A 15,869-nucleotide genomic window follows, 5' to 3' on the forward strand; every position below is an offset into this window, starting at 1 on the left:
AGTACACCGCATGACCACCACCGTTGACGACCTCATCTCTCGCTCAAACCGCCTGGGTGCTGACACGAAGAACACGAACTTCGCCGGGGGCAACACCTCGGCGAAGGGCCCCGCTGTCGATCCCGTCACTGGCGAGACCGTCGAGCTCATGTGGGTGAAAGGCTCGGGCGGCGACCTCGGCACGCTTACCCCTGCCGGGCTCTCCGCGTTGCGTATCGATCGCCTCCGAGCGCTCACCTCGGTCTACCCCGGCATCGAACACGAGGACGAGATGGTCGCGGCCCTCGACTATTGCCTGCACGGGAAAGGCGGGGCGACCCCGTCGATCGACACCGCCATGCACGGCCTCGTCGACGCCGCGCACGTCGATCACCTCCACCCGGACGCAGGTATCGCCATCGCCACCGCGGCCGACGGCGAGGCCCTCACCGCGACGATCTTCGGTGACGCAGTGGTCTGGGTGCCCTGGCGTCGCCCGGGCTTCCAGCTCGGACTCGACATCGCGGCGATCAAAGCCGAGCACCCTCAGGCGATCGGCTGCATTCTCGGCGGACACGGCATCACCGCGTGGGGCGACACGAGCGAAGAGTGCGAGCGCAACTCGCTCTGGATCATCGACACGGCGGCCAACTACATCGCCGAGCACGGCAGCCCGGAGCCGTTCGGGGCGACCGTAGCGGGCTTCACGGCGCTACCCGCGGCCGACCGTCGCGCTCGCGCAGCGCAGCTCGCCCCAGTAGTCCGAGGCATCGCATCGCACGACACACCGATGGTGGGTCACTTCACCGACAGTGCAGAAGTACTCGACTTCTTGGCACGCGAGAAGCTCGCACCTCTCGCGGCGCTCGGCACCAGCTGCCCGGACCACTTCCTCCGGACCAAGGTCAAGCCGCTGGTGCTCGACCTCCCCGCCACCGCGTCGCTCGAAGAACAGGTCGCGCGCCTCCGCGAGCTGCACCAGACATACCGGGCCGACTACCGCGCCTACTACGACGCGCACGCCGATGACGCGTCGCCGGCGATGCGCGGCGCCGACCCGCTCATCGTGCTCGTACCCGGCGTGGGCATGTTTAGCTTTGGCGCGAACAAACAGACGGCGCGCGTCGCGGGCGAGTTCTACATCAACGCCATCAACGTGATGCGCGGCGCAGAATCACTCTCGAGCTACGCCCCAATCAACGACGCAGAGAAGTTCCGTATCGAGTACTGGGTGCTCGAAGAGGCGAAGCTGCAACGACTTCCCCGACCGAAGTCACACCAGGGGAGGGTCGCATTCGTTACAGGCGCAGCTTCCGGCATCGGCAAGGCGATCGCCACGCGGCTCGCTGCTGAGGGCGCTTGCGTTGTCGTTGCCGATCTCGATCTCGAAAAGGCCCAGGCCACGGCGGCCGAGCTCGGCACCACCGACGTGGCCATCGGCGTCGCGGCGAACGTTGCGGACGCCCAGGCAGTGCAGGCGGCGGTCGACACGGCCGTACTCGCGTTCGGTGGCATCGACCTCGTGGTGAACAATGCGGGGCTTTCTCTCTCGAAGCCGCTACTCGACACAACAGAGGCAGACTGGAACCTGCAGCACGATGTCATGGCGAAGGGCTCATTCCTTGTCTCGCAGTCCGCGGCGCGCGCAATGATCGCGCAGGGAATGGGTGGCGACGTAATCTACATCTCGTCGAAGAACAGTGTTTTCGCCGGGCCGAACAACATCGCCTACTCAGCGACCAAGGCAGACCAGGCTCACCAGGTTCGGCTGCTCGCTGTCGAACTTGGCGAGCACGGCATCCGCGTCAATGGGATCAACCCCGACGGTGTTGTGCGCGGATCCGGCATCTTCGCTTCCGGGTGGGGCGCCAACCGCGCCGCGACCTACGGCGTCAACGAGGAAGACCTTGGCCAGTTCTACGCGAACCGCACGATCCTGAAACGGGAGGTCGTGCCAGAAAACGTCGCGGACGCTGTGTACGTGCTCACCGGCCCCGAGCTGACGCGCACCACCGGACTCCACATCCCGGTTGATTCCGGCGTCGCCGCCGCGTTCCTGCGATGACCAGCGCGCGGCCGAACGGTGCCGTAGCCGCGGTCGATCTGGGAGCGACCAGCGGCCGGGTGATCATCGGACGGATCGAGGATGACACACTGGAGATGCGGCACGTCGCACGATTCGCCAACGATCCAGTGCGCACGCGTGACGGTCTGCACTGGAACATCCTCGGGCTCTACCGAGAAGCGCTCGCCGGCCTGGCATCCGCTGAGCGCGATCACCCAGGCGAGATCGCTTCGGTCGGGATTGACTCGTGGGCAGTTGACTATGGGCTGCTGCGCGGCGCCCGACTCCTCGGTGCCCCGTTCCACTATCGCGATACGCGCGGCGCGGCAGCGGTATCGAGCGCACACAAACGGGTCTCAGCCGCCGAGCTGTACGCGCGCTCCGGCCTGCAGCATCTCTCGTTCAACACGGTGTTCCAACTTGCTGCGGAGGGCGAGATGCTCGCCATCGCTGATCGCATGCTCCTCGTCCCTGACCTCCTCACGTTCTGGCTCACCGGGGAGCAGCATGCCGAGCGCACGAACGCCTCAACCACAGCGCTTCTGGATCCGGTTCGTCACGAGTGGGACGTTGACCTTGCCGAGCGACTGGGAATCCCCGCCAGGCTTCTACCGCCGCTCATCGAGCCTGGAACACTGGTGGGATCGTTCACCCCTGAGGTTGCTGCGGTGGTCGGGAGGGCCATCGATGTGATCGCAGTCGCCTCGCACGACACAGCCTCGGCTGTTGCAGCAATCCCCGCGACAACCACCGACTTCGCGTACATCTCGTGCGGCACCTGGGGCCTCGTGGGCCTCGAACTCGACGCACCGGTCATCACCGAAGCAGCGCGGGCCGCTAACTTCACCAACGAGGGTGGCGTCTTCGGCACGACGCGGTTCCTGCACAACGTCGTGGGCACGTGGCTCTTCTCGGAATCATTGCGCCATTGGGAGCCAGGGGCCACAGACGCCCAGCGCTCAAGCTTGCTCGGCGAGCTGCTCTCCGAGGCTGCGGGCATCTCCGGGAGCGTGCCCGTCTTCGACGCGAACGACCCGCAGTTCCTTTCTCCGGGCGATCTGCCCGAGCGTATCGTGCGGTGGTTCGAGGCGCGCGGTGAAGCAGCCCCGCGCGGGCGGGCTGCGATTGTGCGCTCGATCGTTGAAAGCTTGGCCGTCGCTTTGGCTGCGGCCGTGCGGACCGCATGCCGGCTCGCCTCCAAATCAGTGTCGGTCATCCACATCGTCGGAGGAGGATCTCAGAACACGCTGCTCTGTCAGCGTCTGGCCGACCACTCCGGGCTCACCGTGCTCGCGGGCCCAACGGAAGCAACTGCCATGGGCAACATGCTCGTCCAAGCACAGGCGCTCGGGTGGATCTCATCTGGCCTCGAATCACTGCGCGCCGTCGCGGCGCGCTCGAGCATGCCCGTGGCGTACACCCCGCGGTAGGCTAGCCGAGCTGCAGACCGGCGTCGGGCGCGTCGAGCGCAGCGTAGTAGCGGGACAGCCGGTGCTCGAGGCCGCGGCGCACTCCCGGCCACTCGGGCTGCGTGATCGAGAAAACCACGGTGTCGCGCAGGTAGCCAGGGGCGCGGCGGTGCGCGCGGAGAATGCCATCCTGCTTCGCGCCCAGGCGGGCGATCGCTGCCCGCGACTGATGGTTGTGGAAGTCGGTGCGGAACTCGACGGCCGGGCACTCCCACACGTCGAATGCGTGGCTGAGCAGCAGCAGCTTCGACTCGGGGTTCGTGCCCGTGCCCTGCGCACCCAGACGGTTCCACGTGGAACCGATCTCCACGCGCGGCACCTCAGCCTCGATGTTCATGAACGTGGTCATGCCGATGATCTGTCCCGTGTCCGTGCGGCGCGCGGTGAAGGCGATCATGCTGCCCTGATCCTGCAGCTCGAGGCGGCGCCGAATCTCCGCCGACATCTGCTCCGGCTGCGGCACGAGCGTGTACCAGAGGTTCCACAGCTCGCCATCCCGCACCGCGTCGACAAGCCCGTCATGGTGCTCGTGTGAGAGCGGCTCGAGCGTCACAAGGCGGCCGCTCAGGGTTCCGGGATGCACAAGACTCATGGGCCCATTGTGCCGCGCGGCACGCTCCGAGCGAAACCTCCGGTCACATTGACCCGATTCTCACTCACTCGTGATGTGCTGGGGGTCCACGAAGTCGTAGGGAGCAAGATGTCCGAGCACGAGCCGACCCCGTTCACCGACGCCCACGCCGCCTGGCACGCGAGCGTCGAGTCCGCGCGCACCGCCCCATACGGTCCGCTGAGCCCCACTGCGATGCACTGGCTCAGCGCGGAACCGCAGCGTCTCCCCGATCTGCCCGGCGTATGGTCCGCCAACGCTGGGCTCGTCACGGTCGAGCTGGGCGAAAACGATCAGGTGACGCGCGGTGGTGAACCCGTGTCGGGCACCGTCGAGCTCGGCCCGCTCACGGGCACCGAGGGCACGGCCCTCGCCTGGGGGGACGTGCAGATCGAGGTCGCGGCGCGCAGCGGCGGCATCATTGTGCGCCCGCGAGATCCGGGCTCGAAGGACCGCACGGGCTACACGGGCACGGCGACCTTCCCACCGAGCGAAGAGTGGGTGGTAACCGCGCGCTTCGTCCCCGCACCACGCGACTCCGTCGAGGTGTCGTCGGCCGCGGGTCCCGGGCGCACGCAGGACTTCACCTCGCCAGGCACCGCCGAGTTCACGCTCGCAGGGCAGGAGCTCTCACTCACGCTCTTCGGCTCGGTTGAGGGCGACGACCTCCGCGCGATTTTCGCCGACGCGAGCGGCGCCGACCTCACGTTCCCGTCGGCGCGCTTCGTTGACGTCGACGTGGTCGACGCGAACACCGTGCGCATCGACTTCACGCGGACCACGAACCCGCCCTGCGCGTACTCCGCAAGCGCGACCTGCCCGTTCCCGCCGCCCGAGAACCGCCTGCCGGTGCGGGTGGAGGCTGGCGAGCTTCGCCCGGGCGTCACGCTCGCCGCGTAGCCGCGTAGCCGCCCGGCACCAGCTCGCGGGCGTCCTCGCCGCGCTCGGCCCAGACCTCCGTGGCCGCGGCGAGGACCGCGCGGGCGCAGCGGTCGTGCACACGGAACGGCAATGAGTTCAGTCCGGGCCTCGTGAACGCTCCGCCCGTGAGCCCCGCGACGAACGGCCCCAGCGCGAACTGGCGCGCTGCGCCGGGCAGGCTCCCATCGGGGGCAGCCTCGATCTGACCGGTCGTCTCGACGGTACCCAGTTGCGGGTCGGCCACCGCGAGCTCACGCGCGCGTCCGCTCACCACGAGGTGCCGAAGCAGTGGGTTGTCGCTCGCTGCGGCGCGCGCCTCGGGCAACCACGCATCGATCAGGATCCCGGCACTCACGTTCGCGGACGCGGCCCCGTGGGGCCCGGTCACCGCGCTGCCGGCTGCCCGGAACACCCCCGCCGCGTCATCCGCTTCGAGCGTGACGTCGCCGCCGAGGAAGCGCACAACCCCAGCTTCTGCGAGCGCGATCAGCTCCTCCAGGCGATGCCCGGGAGGCCCGCTCGCGAGATAGCTGAAGTAGCTCGCCCAGCGACGGGGCAGCGCGCGGGTGCGGCTGCACGCGTTCCAGCGTTCGGGAGCGACCTCGGCGAGCGCGAGGAACGCGTACAGCCCCGTGAGAAAAAGCGCCTGCGTGGCGCTGTTCTCGGGCCGCGTGCGCAAGCGCAGATCCTCCGCGATGTGCGCGAGCACCCGCTCGTGCACGGCGCGACCACCCTCGGCACCTGCCGCGTCATGATCTTCGGGGAGGAAGCGCAGCGGGTGGTCGAACGCGGCGAGCTCGAAACGATCGCGCGGGTCGCGCACGTGTGCGCGGACGAGGGCGGCGAGCGTGTGGCCGTCCGCGCCAGCATCCGCAATGGCCGCGCGCATCCGCGGTGCGAAGGCGTCCCAGGTGCCACGCACGCGCTCCGGGTGCCCGGTGAAGAGCTCGCGGTAGTAGCCGGTGGTCAGCTCTGCGGCGATGCGCGGCCACGCGTCGCGCTCGAAGTCGAGCGGTTCGCTCCGCGCCGCCACCGCGGCCTGAAACTCCGGGCCGAGGTACTCGAGGCGCACCGCATCACCCACAACCTGGCTGGTGATCTTCGAGCGGTACGGAACTCCGCGCCGCGACGCAAAGTGGAGCACGGGTTCGCGCCCACTCGGTGCATAGTGCAGCGAGCCGTCTGCGCGCCGCGTGAACGTTCCGCCCCGCCCTTCCGCGAGCAGCACGCTGAGGTCGATCGCCGCGAGACCCATGCCGCGCACGATCACGTCGGCGCCGGCGGGCACCCCGGAGAAATCGACGTCCGCGGTGAACGCTGGCGGGACGTAGCGCAGTGCGTGCTTGCGCGCGAAGGTGCTGAGCCGCACCGCTTCAGGCGACGGGTCCGTGCCCGTGTGCCCGAGCGCGTACACCACCGCGTCTGCGGCGAGCGCGCGGCCCGAGGCGAGCCGCACCACGTGCCGCGCCGAGCCATCCCCCGGCTCCTCCACGGTCACCGCGGTGTCTGGGCACCAGCTCACCCGCAAGCTCGGTGCCGCGCGGCGCAGCGTCTCCTCGAGCGCCCACCCCAGGTATGCGTTGTTCAGGCGGCGGGTGGGAAACTCGTCGTCGGCGATCTCCGCGATCTCGCGTAGCAGGAGCTCGTCGGCGCCCTCGGGGAGCGGCAGTCTACCCTCGCGCACCCCGCGCACCCAGTCGGCGAGCGCGGGGCCAGGCGCCACGGGCCCGGCAAGCTGGCACGATGCGTCGGTGAAGAACGCGACGTCGCGCAGCATGGAATTGAGCTTCAGCAGCGGGGACTGCTCACGCCGCCAGATGCGACCGCCCCCGGGCGGGTACGGGTCGACGAGCCGCACGTGAAGCGGCAGCTCGGGCGTATCGCGCGCGTGGCTCGCGGCCAGGCGTTCGAGCAGCATCGCGGCGGCGGGGCCGGCCCCCACGAACACCACCTCAACGGGGGTGAGTGCTCCCGGTTCGGCAGGCGCGGGCTCCCCGATCCCGATCGAGAACGCTGCAGTTTCGGGCGTCATGGCTTCGGGAGACCGGGCGGGTTGATGAGCGATTCAGTGATGGCTTCCTCGTCTTGCCCCCAGCGATCGAGCACTTCGTCGTACGTGCCCGAGTCGATGAGCGACTGGATGACGATGCTCACGGCTTCGACGAGGCCGCTGCCCTTCGCGGTGACGGCACCCACCTCGCCGTTCACGGGGTAGGCGCTGTTGAAGCTGCCGACCACGCGGGTTTCGCCGAGCGTGGACTCGCGGAACTTCGCGAGCGCGTGCGGCTCGATACTCACGTCGGCGCGGCCCGAGCTAAGCGCGAGCGAGCCTGCGGCCGAGTCCTCGTAGTAGACGGGCTCACCCGGATCGATCCCGGCCGCCTCATTCTGCGCGAACCAGTCGAGCAAGAACTTCTCCTGGTTCGTGCCGCTCCCCACAATGACGCGGAGCCCGGACACGTCCTTCGGCTCCGAAATCTCAGAGATCTCCGAATTCGCAGCGACGGAGAACCCCATCACCGCGTCGCGATAGGTGGCGAAGTCGAAGAGCTCCTTCCGCTCCTCCGTCACCCCAATGTTCGTGAGGGCGAGATCGTACTTGCCGGACTCGATGCCGAGCGGCCAGTCCGCCCACGCCACGTTCTCGGGCGCGTAGTCGAGGCCGAGGCCCTCGGCGATCAGCGAGGCGAAGTCGGCATCACTGCCGATGATGGTCTGCGCGTCGTCCTCGGCGAAGAACGAGGTGGGCGGGGAGCCGGCCCCGCCGAGCGCGACCGTGAGCTTGCCCGCCTGCGCGGGCGTGAAGCCGCTCGCCTCGAGCGCGGCGACGGCCTCGGGAACCGGATCGATGTGCGGCCGTGTATCGAGGTTGCCGGTAGTGAGGTCGAACGAAGCGCTGGGCGCGGATCCGGCCGCGTTGCCTGGAGCGGCCGGATCGCTCGGCGCGGTCACCGAGCTGCACCCGGTTAGCCCGACAAGCGCGAGCGCGGAGGCCGCCGCGAGCGCGGCGATGAGGAGCGGTGCGCCTGCGGCGCTACGGGGCGTGCGAGCGGAGGAAGGTGCGGAGGGCATGGGCGTCCTTTCGGGATGCGGTGCGGTGCGGTGCGAACGGTCGCCCGCACCGCACACGTGAGCTAGGGGCGGGGCAGCCCGGGCGGGTTAACGAGTGATTCAGTGACGGCCTCATCGCTCAGATCCCAGCGTTCGAGGGCCTTCGCGTACGTGCCATCCGCGATGATTGCGTTCAGCACGATGGCGACGGGATCGATGAGGCCGTTTCCCTTCGCAGTGGTCACTCCGATCTGCGCGTTCTCAGGGAAGCCGCCGTTCAGGGTGCCGACCACCTTCGACTCGCCGCTCACCGCGGCAGCGAACGCCGCCGTGGGGTTCGGCCCGAAGAGCGCGTCGACCCGACCCGATGCGAGTGCGAGCTGAGCGGCCGCGTTGTCGTCGAAGTAGACGGGTTCTCCCGCGGGGAGCCCGTTCTTCTCGTTCTCGGCGAACCAGTCGAGCAGGATCTTCTCCTGGTTCGTGCCGCTTCCCACCACGACCTTCAGGCCGGCGACATCCTTCGCCTCGCTGATCGAAGTGATGTCGCTGTCGCGCTGCACGGAGAACGCGAGCACGTCGTTGCGGTGCGTCGCGAAATCGAAGAGGTCCTTGCGCTCCTCGGTGACGGTGACGTTCGAGACGACTGCGTCGTACTTGCCCGACTCGACCCCCAGCGGCCAGTCGGCCCAGGCCACATTTTCGGGGGCGTATTCGAGGCCGAGCCCATCCGCCACCAGCTGGGCGATGTCGGGTTCGATGCCGAGCAGCGTGCGGTTGTCGTCTTCGGCGAGGAATCCGAGCGGCGGCTCGTAGGCGGCGTGCGCCACAGTGAGCTTGCCTTCCTGAATCGGGGTGAAGCCGCTCGCTTTGAGCGCTGCAACGGCCTCGGGGATGGGGTCGATGCGCAGCCGATCCTCGGCGTTCGCGCTCGTGAGATCGAACGGAGACTCGGCGGCGACGGCCGGGGCGCCCGCGTCGCCCTCGCCTGCGCTGCCTTTCCCGTCGGTCGTGACGACCGCGCTGCAGGCGGTGAGGCCGCCAAGCGCGAGCGCGGTGAGTGCGGCGAGGAGGGCGCCGGTGCGGCGGCGTGAGGTGGGGAGCATGTGCTGACTTTCGTGTGGGTACTGAATGAAGTTGGGCAGTGAACGAGGTTGAGCGGTGAACGAGGTTTCGCGGTGCAGTGGTGGTGAGCGGTGGCGCTTTAGGTCGGCGTCAGATCACCCAGTCGAGGAACTCTTGGGTGCGTGCTTGCTCGGGCGCACGGAGCACCTGCGCGGGCGGCCCCTGTTCGACGACGCGGCCCGCGTCGAGGAAGACCACGTGGTCGGCGATCTCGGCGGCGAAGCCGATCTCGTGCGTGACGATGATGAGCGTGGTGCCGCCGGTCGCGAGATCCCGGATCACACTGAGCACCTCGGCAACCAGCTCGGGATCGAGGGCGCTCGTCGGCTCGTCGAACAGCAGCACGTCGGGTTCCAGGGCGAGCGCACGCGCGATGGCGACGCGCTGCTGCTGCCCGCCGGAGAGCTGCCGCGGATAGTGCTCTGCACGGTCGGCGAGCCCCACGCGCTCGAGCAGCACCTGGGCCTGAGCGGTTGCCTCGGCCTTGCTCGCGCGCTTCAGCCCGATGGGCGCCTCAATGATGTTTTCGAGCGCGGTGAGGTGCGGAAACAGGTTGAAGTTCTGGAACACCATGCCGACGCGAGTGCGCCGCTCGAGCACCTGCTTCTCGGGGAGCTCGTGAAGCTGCCCGCCGCGGCGTTCGTAGCCGATGTAGTCGCCGTCGATGGTGATGGAGCCCGCATCGATCGTTTCGAGGTGGTTGATTGCACGCAGCAGGGTCGACTTCCCCGATCCGGAGGGGCCGAGCAGCGTGATCACCTGCCCCGGCTCGATGCGCAGCGTGATGCCGTGGAGCACCTCGTGCGGGCCATACGACTTGTGCACGTCGGTGATCTCCACGAGCCCGGTGCGCGGGCTCTCGCCGGGCGCGGCTGCGGGGTCGGGTGTCGTGGGGGCGGCGGCCTGGGTGGGCGACGCGGCGGCTGAGTCGGGCGACACGGGCGAGGCAGGCGCTCCTGGTGTTTCCAACGCGGAATCTGCCCGGGTCTCGAGTGCGGTGTTGCTCGTCATGGGGGCCTCCTTCAATTCGGGATCGGGTTCGGGATCGGGGTGGTGGCCGGTGCGGCCGCTAGTGAGCGCTCGTGTTGAGTGCGGCGACGGTGTGCGCGGAAGGGGTGCGCACGGCGGCGGGCTGCGGCTCGGCAGCAGGCGACCTCGCAGCGCTGCGGCCCACGAAGGCAGCCCGCAGCGCGCGGCGCAGCCGCTGGATCGGGGTGGGCGGCAGCTCGCGGGCGGTGCCGCGGGAGAAGCGGCGCTCGATGTAGTACTGCGCAATGCTCAGCACGGTCGTGAAGATCGTGTACCAGACAGCCGCGACGAGCAGCAGCGGCACGACCTGCTGGTTGCGGTTGTAGATCACCTGCACCGTGTAGAACAGCTCGGGCAGCGCAACGATGAACACCACGGAGGTGCCCTTCAGCAGCCCGATCACCTCGTTGAAGGCGTTCGGCAGGATCGCGCGCGCGGCCTGCGGCAGCACGATTCGGAAGAAGCGGCGGCTGCGCGGGATCCCGAGCGCCTTCGCGGCCTCGATCTGTCCCTGGTCGACGGACAGGAGACCACCGCGGATGATCTCCGCGGAGTACGCGGCCTGGTGGAGCGAGAGCCCGAGGATCGCGGCGACCGTCGAGGAGAGCAGCCGCACCGTGTCGAACTCGACCACCCAGAAGTCGTAGCTGAAAGGCCAGCCGATGCCGAGCGTTGGGAAGAGGTACCCGAGGTTGAACCAGATCACCAGCTGCACAACGAGCGGCACCGAGCGGAAGAACCAGATGAACCCCCAGGCGAATGAATTCAGCAGCCCGGAACCGGAGAGACGCGCAAGCGCCAGCACCCCGCCCAGCGCAAAGCCGATCACGGCGGAGACCGCGGTGAGCCACAGCGTGAGCCACAGGCCGCGGAGCACGGCGTCGTTGAAAAAGTACTCGGCGAACACGGGCCAGCGCCACTGCGGGTTCGAGAAGAACGTCCACACGAGCTGGGCGAGGAGGAACACCGCGATCGCGCTGAACGCCCACCGCCACCAGTGGCGCAGGGGCACCACGTGCTCGGCGGTGCCGCTCGTCGTTCGGTTGACCACCCCCGCGGGCGGTGTCTCGGTCACTGCGGTCATGATCGGCTCTCCTTTGCGAGCGGCGCGAGGTGCTTGGTGAAGGGGTGCACGCCCACCTCTGCTGCGGGGCGTGCTGGGTCGAACTGGGGCTCGTACCCCGTGCCGAGGTAGAGCGCGACGGCCTCGGGCTGGCGGGGCCCGGTCGTGAGGAACACGCGCTCGTAGCCGAGCCGTGCGGCTTCGCGCTCGAGGGATGCGAGCACGCGCTTCGCGAGTCCGCGCCCACGCACATCGGCCCGCGTCCAGATGCGCTTGAACTCCGCGGTGCGCTCGTCGTAGCGCATGAACGCCCCACCGGAGAGCACCTCCCCGCCCGCGAGCAGCACGAGGAACGTGCCGTTCGGCGCGGTGAACGCGGTCTCCGGGTAGCGGTTCAGCTCGACGGCGGCGGGCTCGCCGAACACCTCAACCCCGTAGCGCGCGTCGTACTCGCGCTCAAGATCTGCGAGGAGGGGCGCGGCGAGCGGGTCGCTCGGATGGACGACGCGCACCACAAGCTCGTCGGCGCGCTGGCTCGCGCTCATGCGACGGCCTCGCTCTCGCGTGCAGGCTCAGCCGCGTCCGTCCATGGCACGTGCGGCGGAGTAGGCAGCCCGAGGGTGTGGCGCAGGGTCGGGTTCGCCCCGGTCTCGGGGTCGGTGTCGTAGCTCGTACGGAACACGCCGCGCTCCTGCAGCAGCGGCACCACGCGGTCGACGAACTCGTCGAGCCCGCCGGGGGTGAGGTGCGGCACGAGCACGAAGCCGTCGGATACCCGCTCCTGCACCGCCCGGTCGATGTCCGCCGCGATCGTCTCGGCGGAGCCGACAAACGTGTGCTGCGCGGTCTCCGCGGCGACGAGTTGACGGAGCGTGAGCCCCTCCCGCTTCGCGCGGTCGCGCAGCTGCGCGGCCCGCTGGGTGCGGTCGGCCACCTGCGTGGACACCTGGCCCTGCCGCTGGGCACCGTCGCTCGGTTCCGTGCTCGGCAGCGCACCATCGGGGTCGAGTCCCGGGAGCTCGTGCCCCCAGATCGCCTCGACCCACGCGATGGCGGTCTGCGGGCTGGTCTGTGCCAGGGCAATCTCGCGGGATCGCTCGCGGGCCTCAGCGTCGGTGTCGCCGAGCGCGAAGCTCGCGCCGGGGAGGATGAGGAGCGAGTCTTCCGTGCGCCCCACGCCGGGCAACCGGCCCTTCACGTCACGGTAGAACGCTTGTCCACCAGCGAAGCTCGTGTGCCTGGAGAAGATGATCTCGGCATTCGCCGCAGCGAAGTCACGCCCCGCTGGCGAGTCACCCGCCTGCACGATCACGGGGAAGCCCTGCGGGCTCCGCGGCACAGTGCTCGTGGCGGCGACCGTGAACTGCGGGCCGCGGTGCTCCACTCGGCGCACGCGCTCGGGGTCGAGGAAGCGGCCGCTCGCGCGGTCCGCGATGATCGCGTCGGCGTCCCACGAGTGCCACAGCTCCTTCGCGAGCGCGACGAACTCCTCCGCGCGCGTGTACCGCTCGCCGTAGGGCAGGAAACCGCCGCGGCGGAAGTTGCCGCCGTGGAACGCGTCGGGCGAGGTCACCACGTTCCAGCCCACGCGGCCCTGTGAGAGGTGGTCGATGGTGGCGAGCTGCCGGGCGAGCTCGTACGGCTCGTTGAAGGTGCTCGTCAGCGTGCCCACCACCCCGATGTTCTCGGTGACCGACGCCATCGCGGTGATCACCGCGAGCGTGGCAGGCCGGCCCGCGACGTCGAGGTCGTGGATCTTGCCGCCGTGTTCACGCAGGCGCAGGCCCTCGGCGAGGAAGACGTAGTCGAAGAGCCCGCGCTCGGCGGTCTGTGCGAAGTGCCGGAAGGACGCGAAATCGATCTGGCTTCCGGCAGCTGGGTCGCTCCACACGGTGGCGCTGTTCACTCCGGGGAAGTGTGCGACGAGGTGCACCTGGCGCGGCGCAGTCGTCGAGGGTCGGTGCTGGGTGGGCTGGTCGATCGTCATGCCGCGTGCTCCTGGTTCTCGGGGGTGGCGTGTTCGCGTAGGCGCTGCGGGGCGGGGTCGAGGCCGAAGCGCTCGCGGAGCGACCGCGGTGCACCCACGGCACTCGCGATCCCCCGCGCTCGGAGCAGCGGGAGGAGGGTCGCGGTGATCTCGCGCAGGTCGCCCGGCAGCGTGAGTGGCCGCAGCCGCACCCCATCGACCCCGGCGTCACGCAGCCGCTCGATCTCGTCGGCAAGCTGGGCGACGCCGCCAGTAACGATGCGGGCATCGCTCTCAAACGTCTCCCCCGCTGCCGCATCGAGCCGTGCAAGCCGATCGGCCGCTGCCTCGCTCGCGGTGTCGAGCGCCACCACGAGGTCGATCACGATGCGCAGCGGCTCTCGCGCACTGCCCGCGCGGCCCACGCGTCGCTCGGCGGCGCGCACCCGCGCGATCACCTCGGCGATCGTCAGCTCGCGCGATGCGCCCGCCCGTGCCGACGGGCTCTCGGGGGTCACGAACACCACGTCGGCGGCCTCGGCAGCGAGCTCGTGCACCCGTGGGGAGTGCGACAGTACCGTGATGGGCAGCTGGCCCTGCGGCGAACGCGGCACGATCGATGGGCCGGCCACGGAGAAGCGCTCGCCCGCGAAGTTGATGTGGTGCACGCGGTCGCGGTCGAGAAAGCGGCCGCTCGCGTCATCACGGATGATGGCGTCGGCGTCCCAGCTCGCCCACAGCCGCCGGGCGACCTCGGCAACGTCTCCCGCCTCACTCAGCAGCTCATCCAGCGCGGGATCGGGGCGCCCCGCCGCCACCTCCCCCAGGTCCACCGCGGGGGCGGGCCGGCGGCCGAACGCGTCCGCCGAGGCCGCGTCGCCGGAGATGCGCAGCTGCCATCCGCCGCGCCCCTCGGACACGTGGTCGAGGGTCTGCAGCGCGGTGGCGACGTGGAACGGCTCCGTGTGCGTCGTGGTGACGGTGGGAATCAGACCAATGCCGGTGGTGCGCGGCGCGACCCAGCTCGCGGTGAGCAGCGCGTCGAGCCGCCCGCCCACACGATCGGCACGCGGGGTCGCGGCTTCGTCAGCTGCGGGGTGCGGCAGGCTGAGCGAATCGTCGAGGGTGGCGTAGTCAAGCCCCGCAGCGTCGGCTGTGCGCAGCAGCTCGGTCCAGTAGCCGGCGGTGAAGAGCGCCTCGGGCTGAGCGTCGGGTTCGCGCCAGGCGGCGGGATGCTGGCCGGCCCCATCGAGGGCCACCCCGACGGTGAATGCGGTGGGTTGAGTTATGGGAGACATGCGGAGAGCTTATGTTTATGCCGCCCACCCCTGTCCACCAATGTGACGAAGAATGACCGTTACGTCGTGTTGCGCGCGCCCTGAACGGGCACCCCGGGTCGACCTACACTGGCCCCAGTTCCGCGGGATGAGATCCCCGGCCACTCCGCGACATCACACCGTGGATCAGACCTATCTGCCGTGGCTCCCAGCGCCACACACGGACGAGCGTGCGCCGCGTCTTCGGACGCGCAACGCCAGAAAGGGATCCTCGTGTCCACCATCTCCGTCATCGTCGGAAACCCGAAGCCACACTCCCGCACCCGCCAGGTCGCGGAGGAGCTCGCGCAGCGGGTGGCGCAGCGCACGGGCGCGGCCATTCACCCCACGGTCGACCTCATTGACCACGCCACCGAGCTGTTCGCTTGGCCCTCGGCCACCCTCGACCCGGCACTCGATCAGTTGCGCGAGTCCACGCTCGCGGTGATCGCCACCCCGACCTACAAGGCCAGCTACACCGGCCTCCTCAAATCGTTCCTCGACCGTTTCCCGGCGCGCGGGCTCGAGGGGGTCACCGCGATCCCGATCTTCACCATCGCCTCCGAGGAACACACCCTGGCCGTCGAGTTCACGCTCCGCCCCCTGCTCGTGGAGCTCGGCGCGAGCGTGCCCACCCGCGGCCTCGCCTTCCCCACACCGAAGTTCGATCGCCGCGCCGAGATTCTTGACGAGTGGGCGAGCACCCAGCTCGATCTCCTCCCCTCAGCTGGCGCAGCGGCGGGGGCACGCGCATGAGCGCCCAGGCCACAGCGGCGGCCACCCCGCTGCCCTTCGACGAGCGGAGCTACCGCGACGCGATGGGCGGCTTCGCTTCCGGCATCACCGTGATCACCACGCACGGCACCGACGGCCCGGTGGGCTTCACCTGCCAGTCGTTCTACAGTGTCTCCATCGAGCCGCCGCTCATCTCGTTCTCGATCGCGCGCACCTCGCGCAGCCTCGGCGCGGTGCGCGCGCACGGCCGCGTGGTGGTGAACTTTCTGAGCGCCGAGCAGCAGCACCTCAGCGGCCAGTTCGCGCGCTCGGGCACCGACAAGTGGCAGGGCGTCGAGTGGTCGCCCTCGCCGAGCAACGGCGCACCCGTGCTCGACGGGGGCACGGGCTGGGTGGCGGGCGAGATCGAGCGCGAGATCGAGGCGGGCGACCACCTGATCTTCCTCGTCCGGGTGAGCGGGCTCTCCACTGATCCGGATCGCGCGCCGCTGCTGTTCTACCGCGGCGCCTACCGCGAGCTCGAGTACATGATCTGAGCTCGCG

Annotated in this window: 14 protein-coding genes; 5 read left to right on the forward strand and 9 right to left on the reverse strand. The window is 69.5% G+C overall.

Annotation, left to right across the window (positions count from 1 at the left end):
* The first annotated feature begins 10 nt into the window (after positions 1–10).
* Positions 11–2,044: a bifunctional aldolase/short-chain dehydrogenase gene (locus ACR81A_RS13975; protein ID WP_202380571.1), complete on the forward strand. Its 2,034-nt coding sequence runs from the start codon at positions 11–13 to the stop codon at positions 2,042–2,044.
* Positions 2,041–3,474, forward strand: a complete 1,434-nt coding sequence (locus tag ACR81A_RS13980) for a rhamnulokinase (RefSeq protein ID WP_202380570.1) — start codon at positions 2,041–2,043, stop codon at positions 3,472–3,474. The genes ACR81A_RS13975 and ACR81A_RS13980 overlap by 4 nt, the downstream gene beginning before the upstream one ends.
* Position 3,475: 1 nt before the next feature.
* On the opposite strand, the gene ACR81A_RS13985 is transcribed toward ACR81A_RS13980, so the two are convergent.
* A complete protein-coding gene (locus tag ACR81A_RS13985) occupies positions 3,476–4,105 on the reverse strand; it encodes a GNAT family N-acetyltransferase (protein WP_202380569.1) in 630 nt (209 codons plus the stop codon).
* A gap of 108 nt (positions 4,106–4,213) precedes the next feature.
* Between ACR81A_RS13985 and ACR81A_RS13990 the strand changes: the two genes are divergently transcribed.
* Entirely contained in the window at positions 4,214–5,023 is an 810-nt protein-coding gene (locus tag ACR81A_RS13990; RefSeq protein ID WP_440312152.1) for a DUF1684 domain-containing protein, read from the forward strand.
* On the opposite strand, the gene ACR81A_RS13995 is transcribed toward ACR81A_RS13990, so the two are convergent.
* The 8 genes from ACR81A_RS13995 to ACR81A_RS14030 form a co-directional block, all read right to left on the reverse strand.
* Entirely contained in the window at positions 5,007–7,076 is a 2,070-nt protein-coding gene (locus ACR81A_RS13995) for an FAD/NAD(P)-binding protein (protein WP_440312153.1), read from the reverse strand. The two genes, ACR81A_RS13990 and ACR81A_RS13995, sit on opposite strands and share 17 nt — an antisense overlap.
* Positions 7,073–8,116 (reverse strand): transporter substrate-binding domain-containing protein, encoded by a 1,044-nt coding sequence (locus ACR81A_RS14000; RefSeq protein WP_202380566.1) that lies wholly within the window; start codon positions 8,114–8,116, stop codon positions 7,073–7,075. The genes ACR81A_RS13995 and ACR81A_RS14000 overlap by 4 nt, the downstream gene beginning before the upstream one ends.
* Positions 8,117–8,178: 62 nt before the next feature.
* Positions 8,179–9,198 carry an ABC transporter substrate-binding protein gene (locus ACR81A_RS14005; RefSeq protein WP_202380565.1) on the reverse strand — a complete coding sequence of 340 codons (1,020 nt, stop codon included), beginning with the start codon at positions 9,196–9,198 and terminating at the stop codon, positions 8,179–8,181.
* A gap of 109 nt (positions 9,199–9,307) precedes the next feature.
* Positions 9,308–10,228, reverse strand: coding sequence for an amino acid ABC transporter ATP-binding protein (locus tag ACR81A_RS14010; RefSeq protein ID WP_440312154.1), 921 nt, complete (start codon positions 10,226–10,228; stop codon positions 9,308–9,310).
* Positions 10,229–10,286: 58 nt separating this feature from the next.
* On the reverse strand, positions 10,287–11,330 hold the full coding sequence (locus ACR81A_RS14015) for an amino acid ABC transporter permease (protein ID WP_237462167.1): 1,044 nt from the start codon (positions 11,328–11,330) through the stop codon (positions 10,287–10,289).
* Positions 11,327–11,854 (reverse strand): GNAT family N-acetyltransferase, encoded by a 528-nt coding sequence (locus ACR81A_RS14020; protein ID WP_440312155.1) that lies wholly within the window; start codon positions 11,852–11,854, stop codon positions 11,327–11,329. Before ACR81A_RS14020 ends, ACR81A_RS14015 begins: the two co-directional genes overlap by 4 nt.
* Entirely contained in the window at positions 11,851–13,296 is a 1,446-nt protein-coding gene (locus tag ACR81A_RS14025; RefSeq protein ID WP_202380562.1) for an NtaA/DmoA family FMN-dependent monooxygenase, read from the reverse strand. The genes ACR81A_RS14020 and ACR81A_RS14025 overlap by 4 nt, the downstream gene beginning before the upstream one ends.
* Positions 13,293–14,573, reverse strand: a complete 1,281-nt coding sequence (locus ACR81A_RS14030) for an LLM class flavin-dependent oxidoreductase (protein WP_440312156.1) — start codon at positions 14,571–14,573, stop codon at positions 13,293–13,295. The genes ACR81A_RS14025 and ACR81A_RS14030 overlap by 4 nt, the downstream gene beginning before the upstream one ends.
* A gap of 252 nt (positions 14,574–14,825) precedes the next feature.
* Between ACR81A_RS14030 and ACR81A_RS14035 the strand changes: the two genes are divergently transcribed.
* Together ACR81A_RS14035 and ACR81A_RS14040 are read left to right on the forward strand one after the other, a co-directional pair.
* The gene (locus tag ACR81A_RS14035) at positions 14,826–15,347 is read left to right on the forward strand and encodes an NAD(P)H-dependent oxidoreductase (protein WP_202380560.1); all 522 of its coding nucleotides are present in this window, start codon (positions 14,826–14,828) and stop codon (positions 15,345–15,347) included.
* Positions 15,344–15,862, forward strand: a complete 519-nt coding sequence (locus tag ACR81A_RS14040; RefSeq protein WP_440312157.1) for a flavin reductase family protein — start codon at positions 15,344–15,346, stop codon at positions 15,860–15,862. The genes ACR81A_RS14035 and ACR81A_RS14040 overlap by 4 nt, the downstream gene beginning before the upstream one ends.
* Positions 15,863–15,869: the final 7 nt, after the last annotated feature.

Origin of the sequence: Leucobacter chromiireducens (assembly GCF_051993095.1) — a bacterium.
GTDB lineage: Bacteria > Actinomycetota > Actinomycetes > Actinomycetales > Microbacteriaceae > Leucobacter > Leucobacter chromiireducens.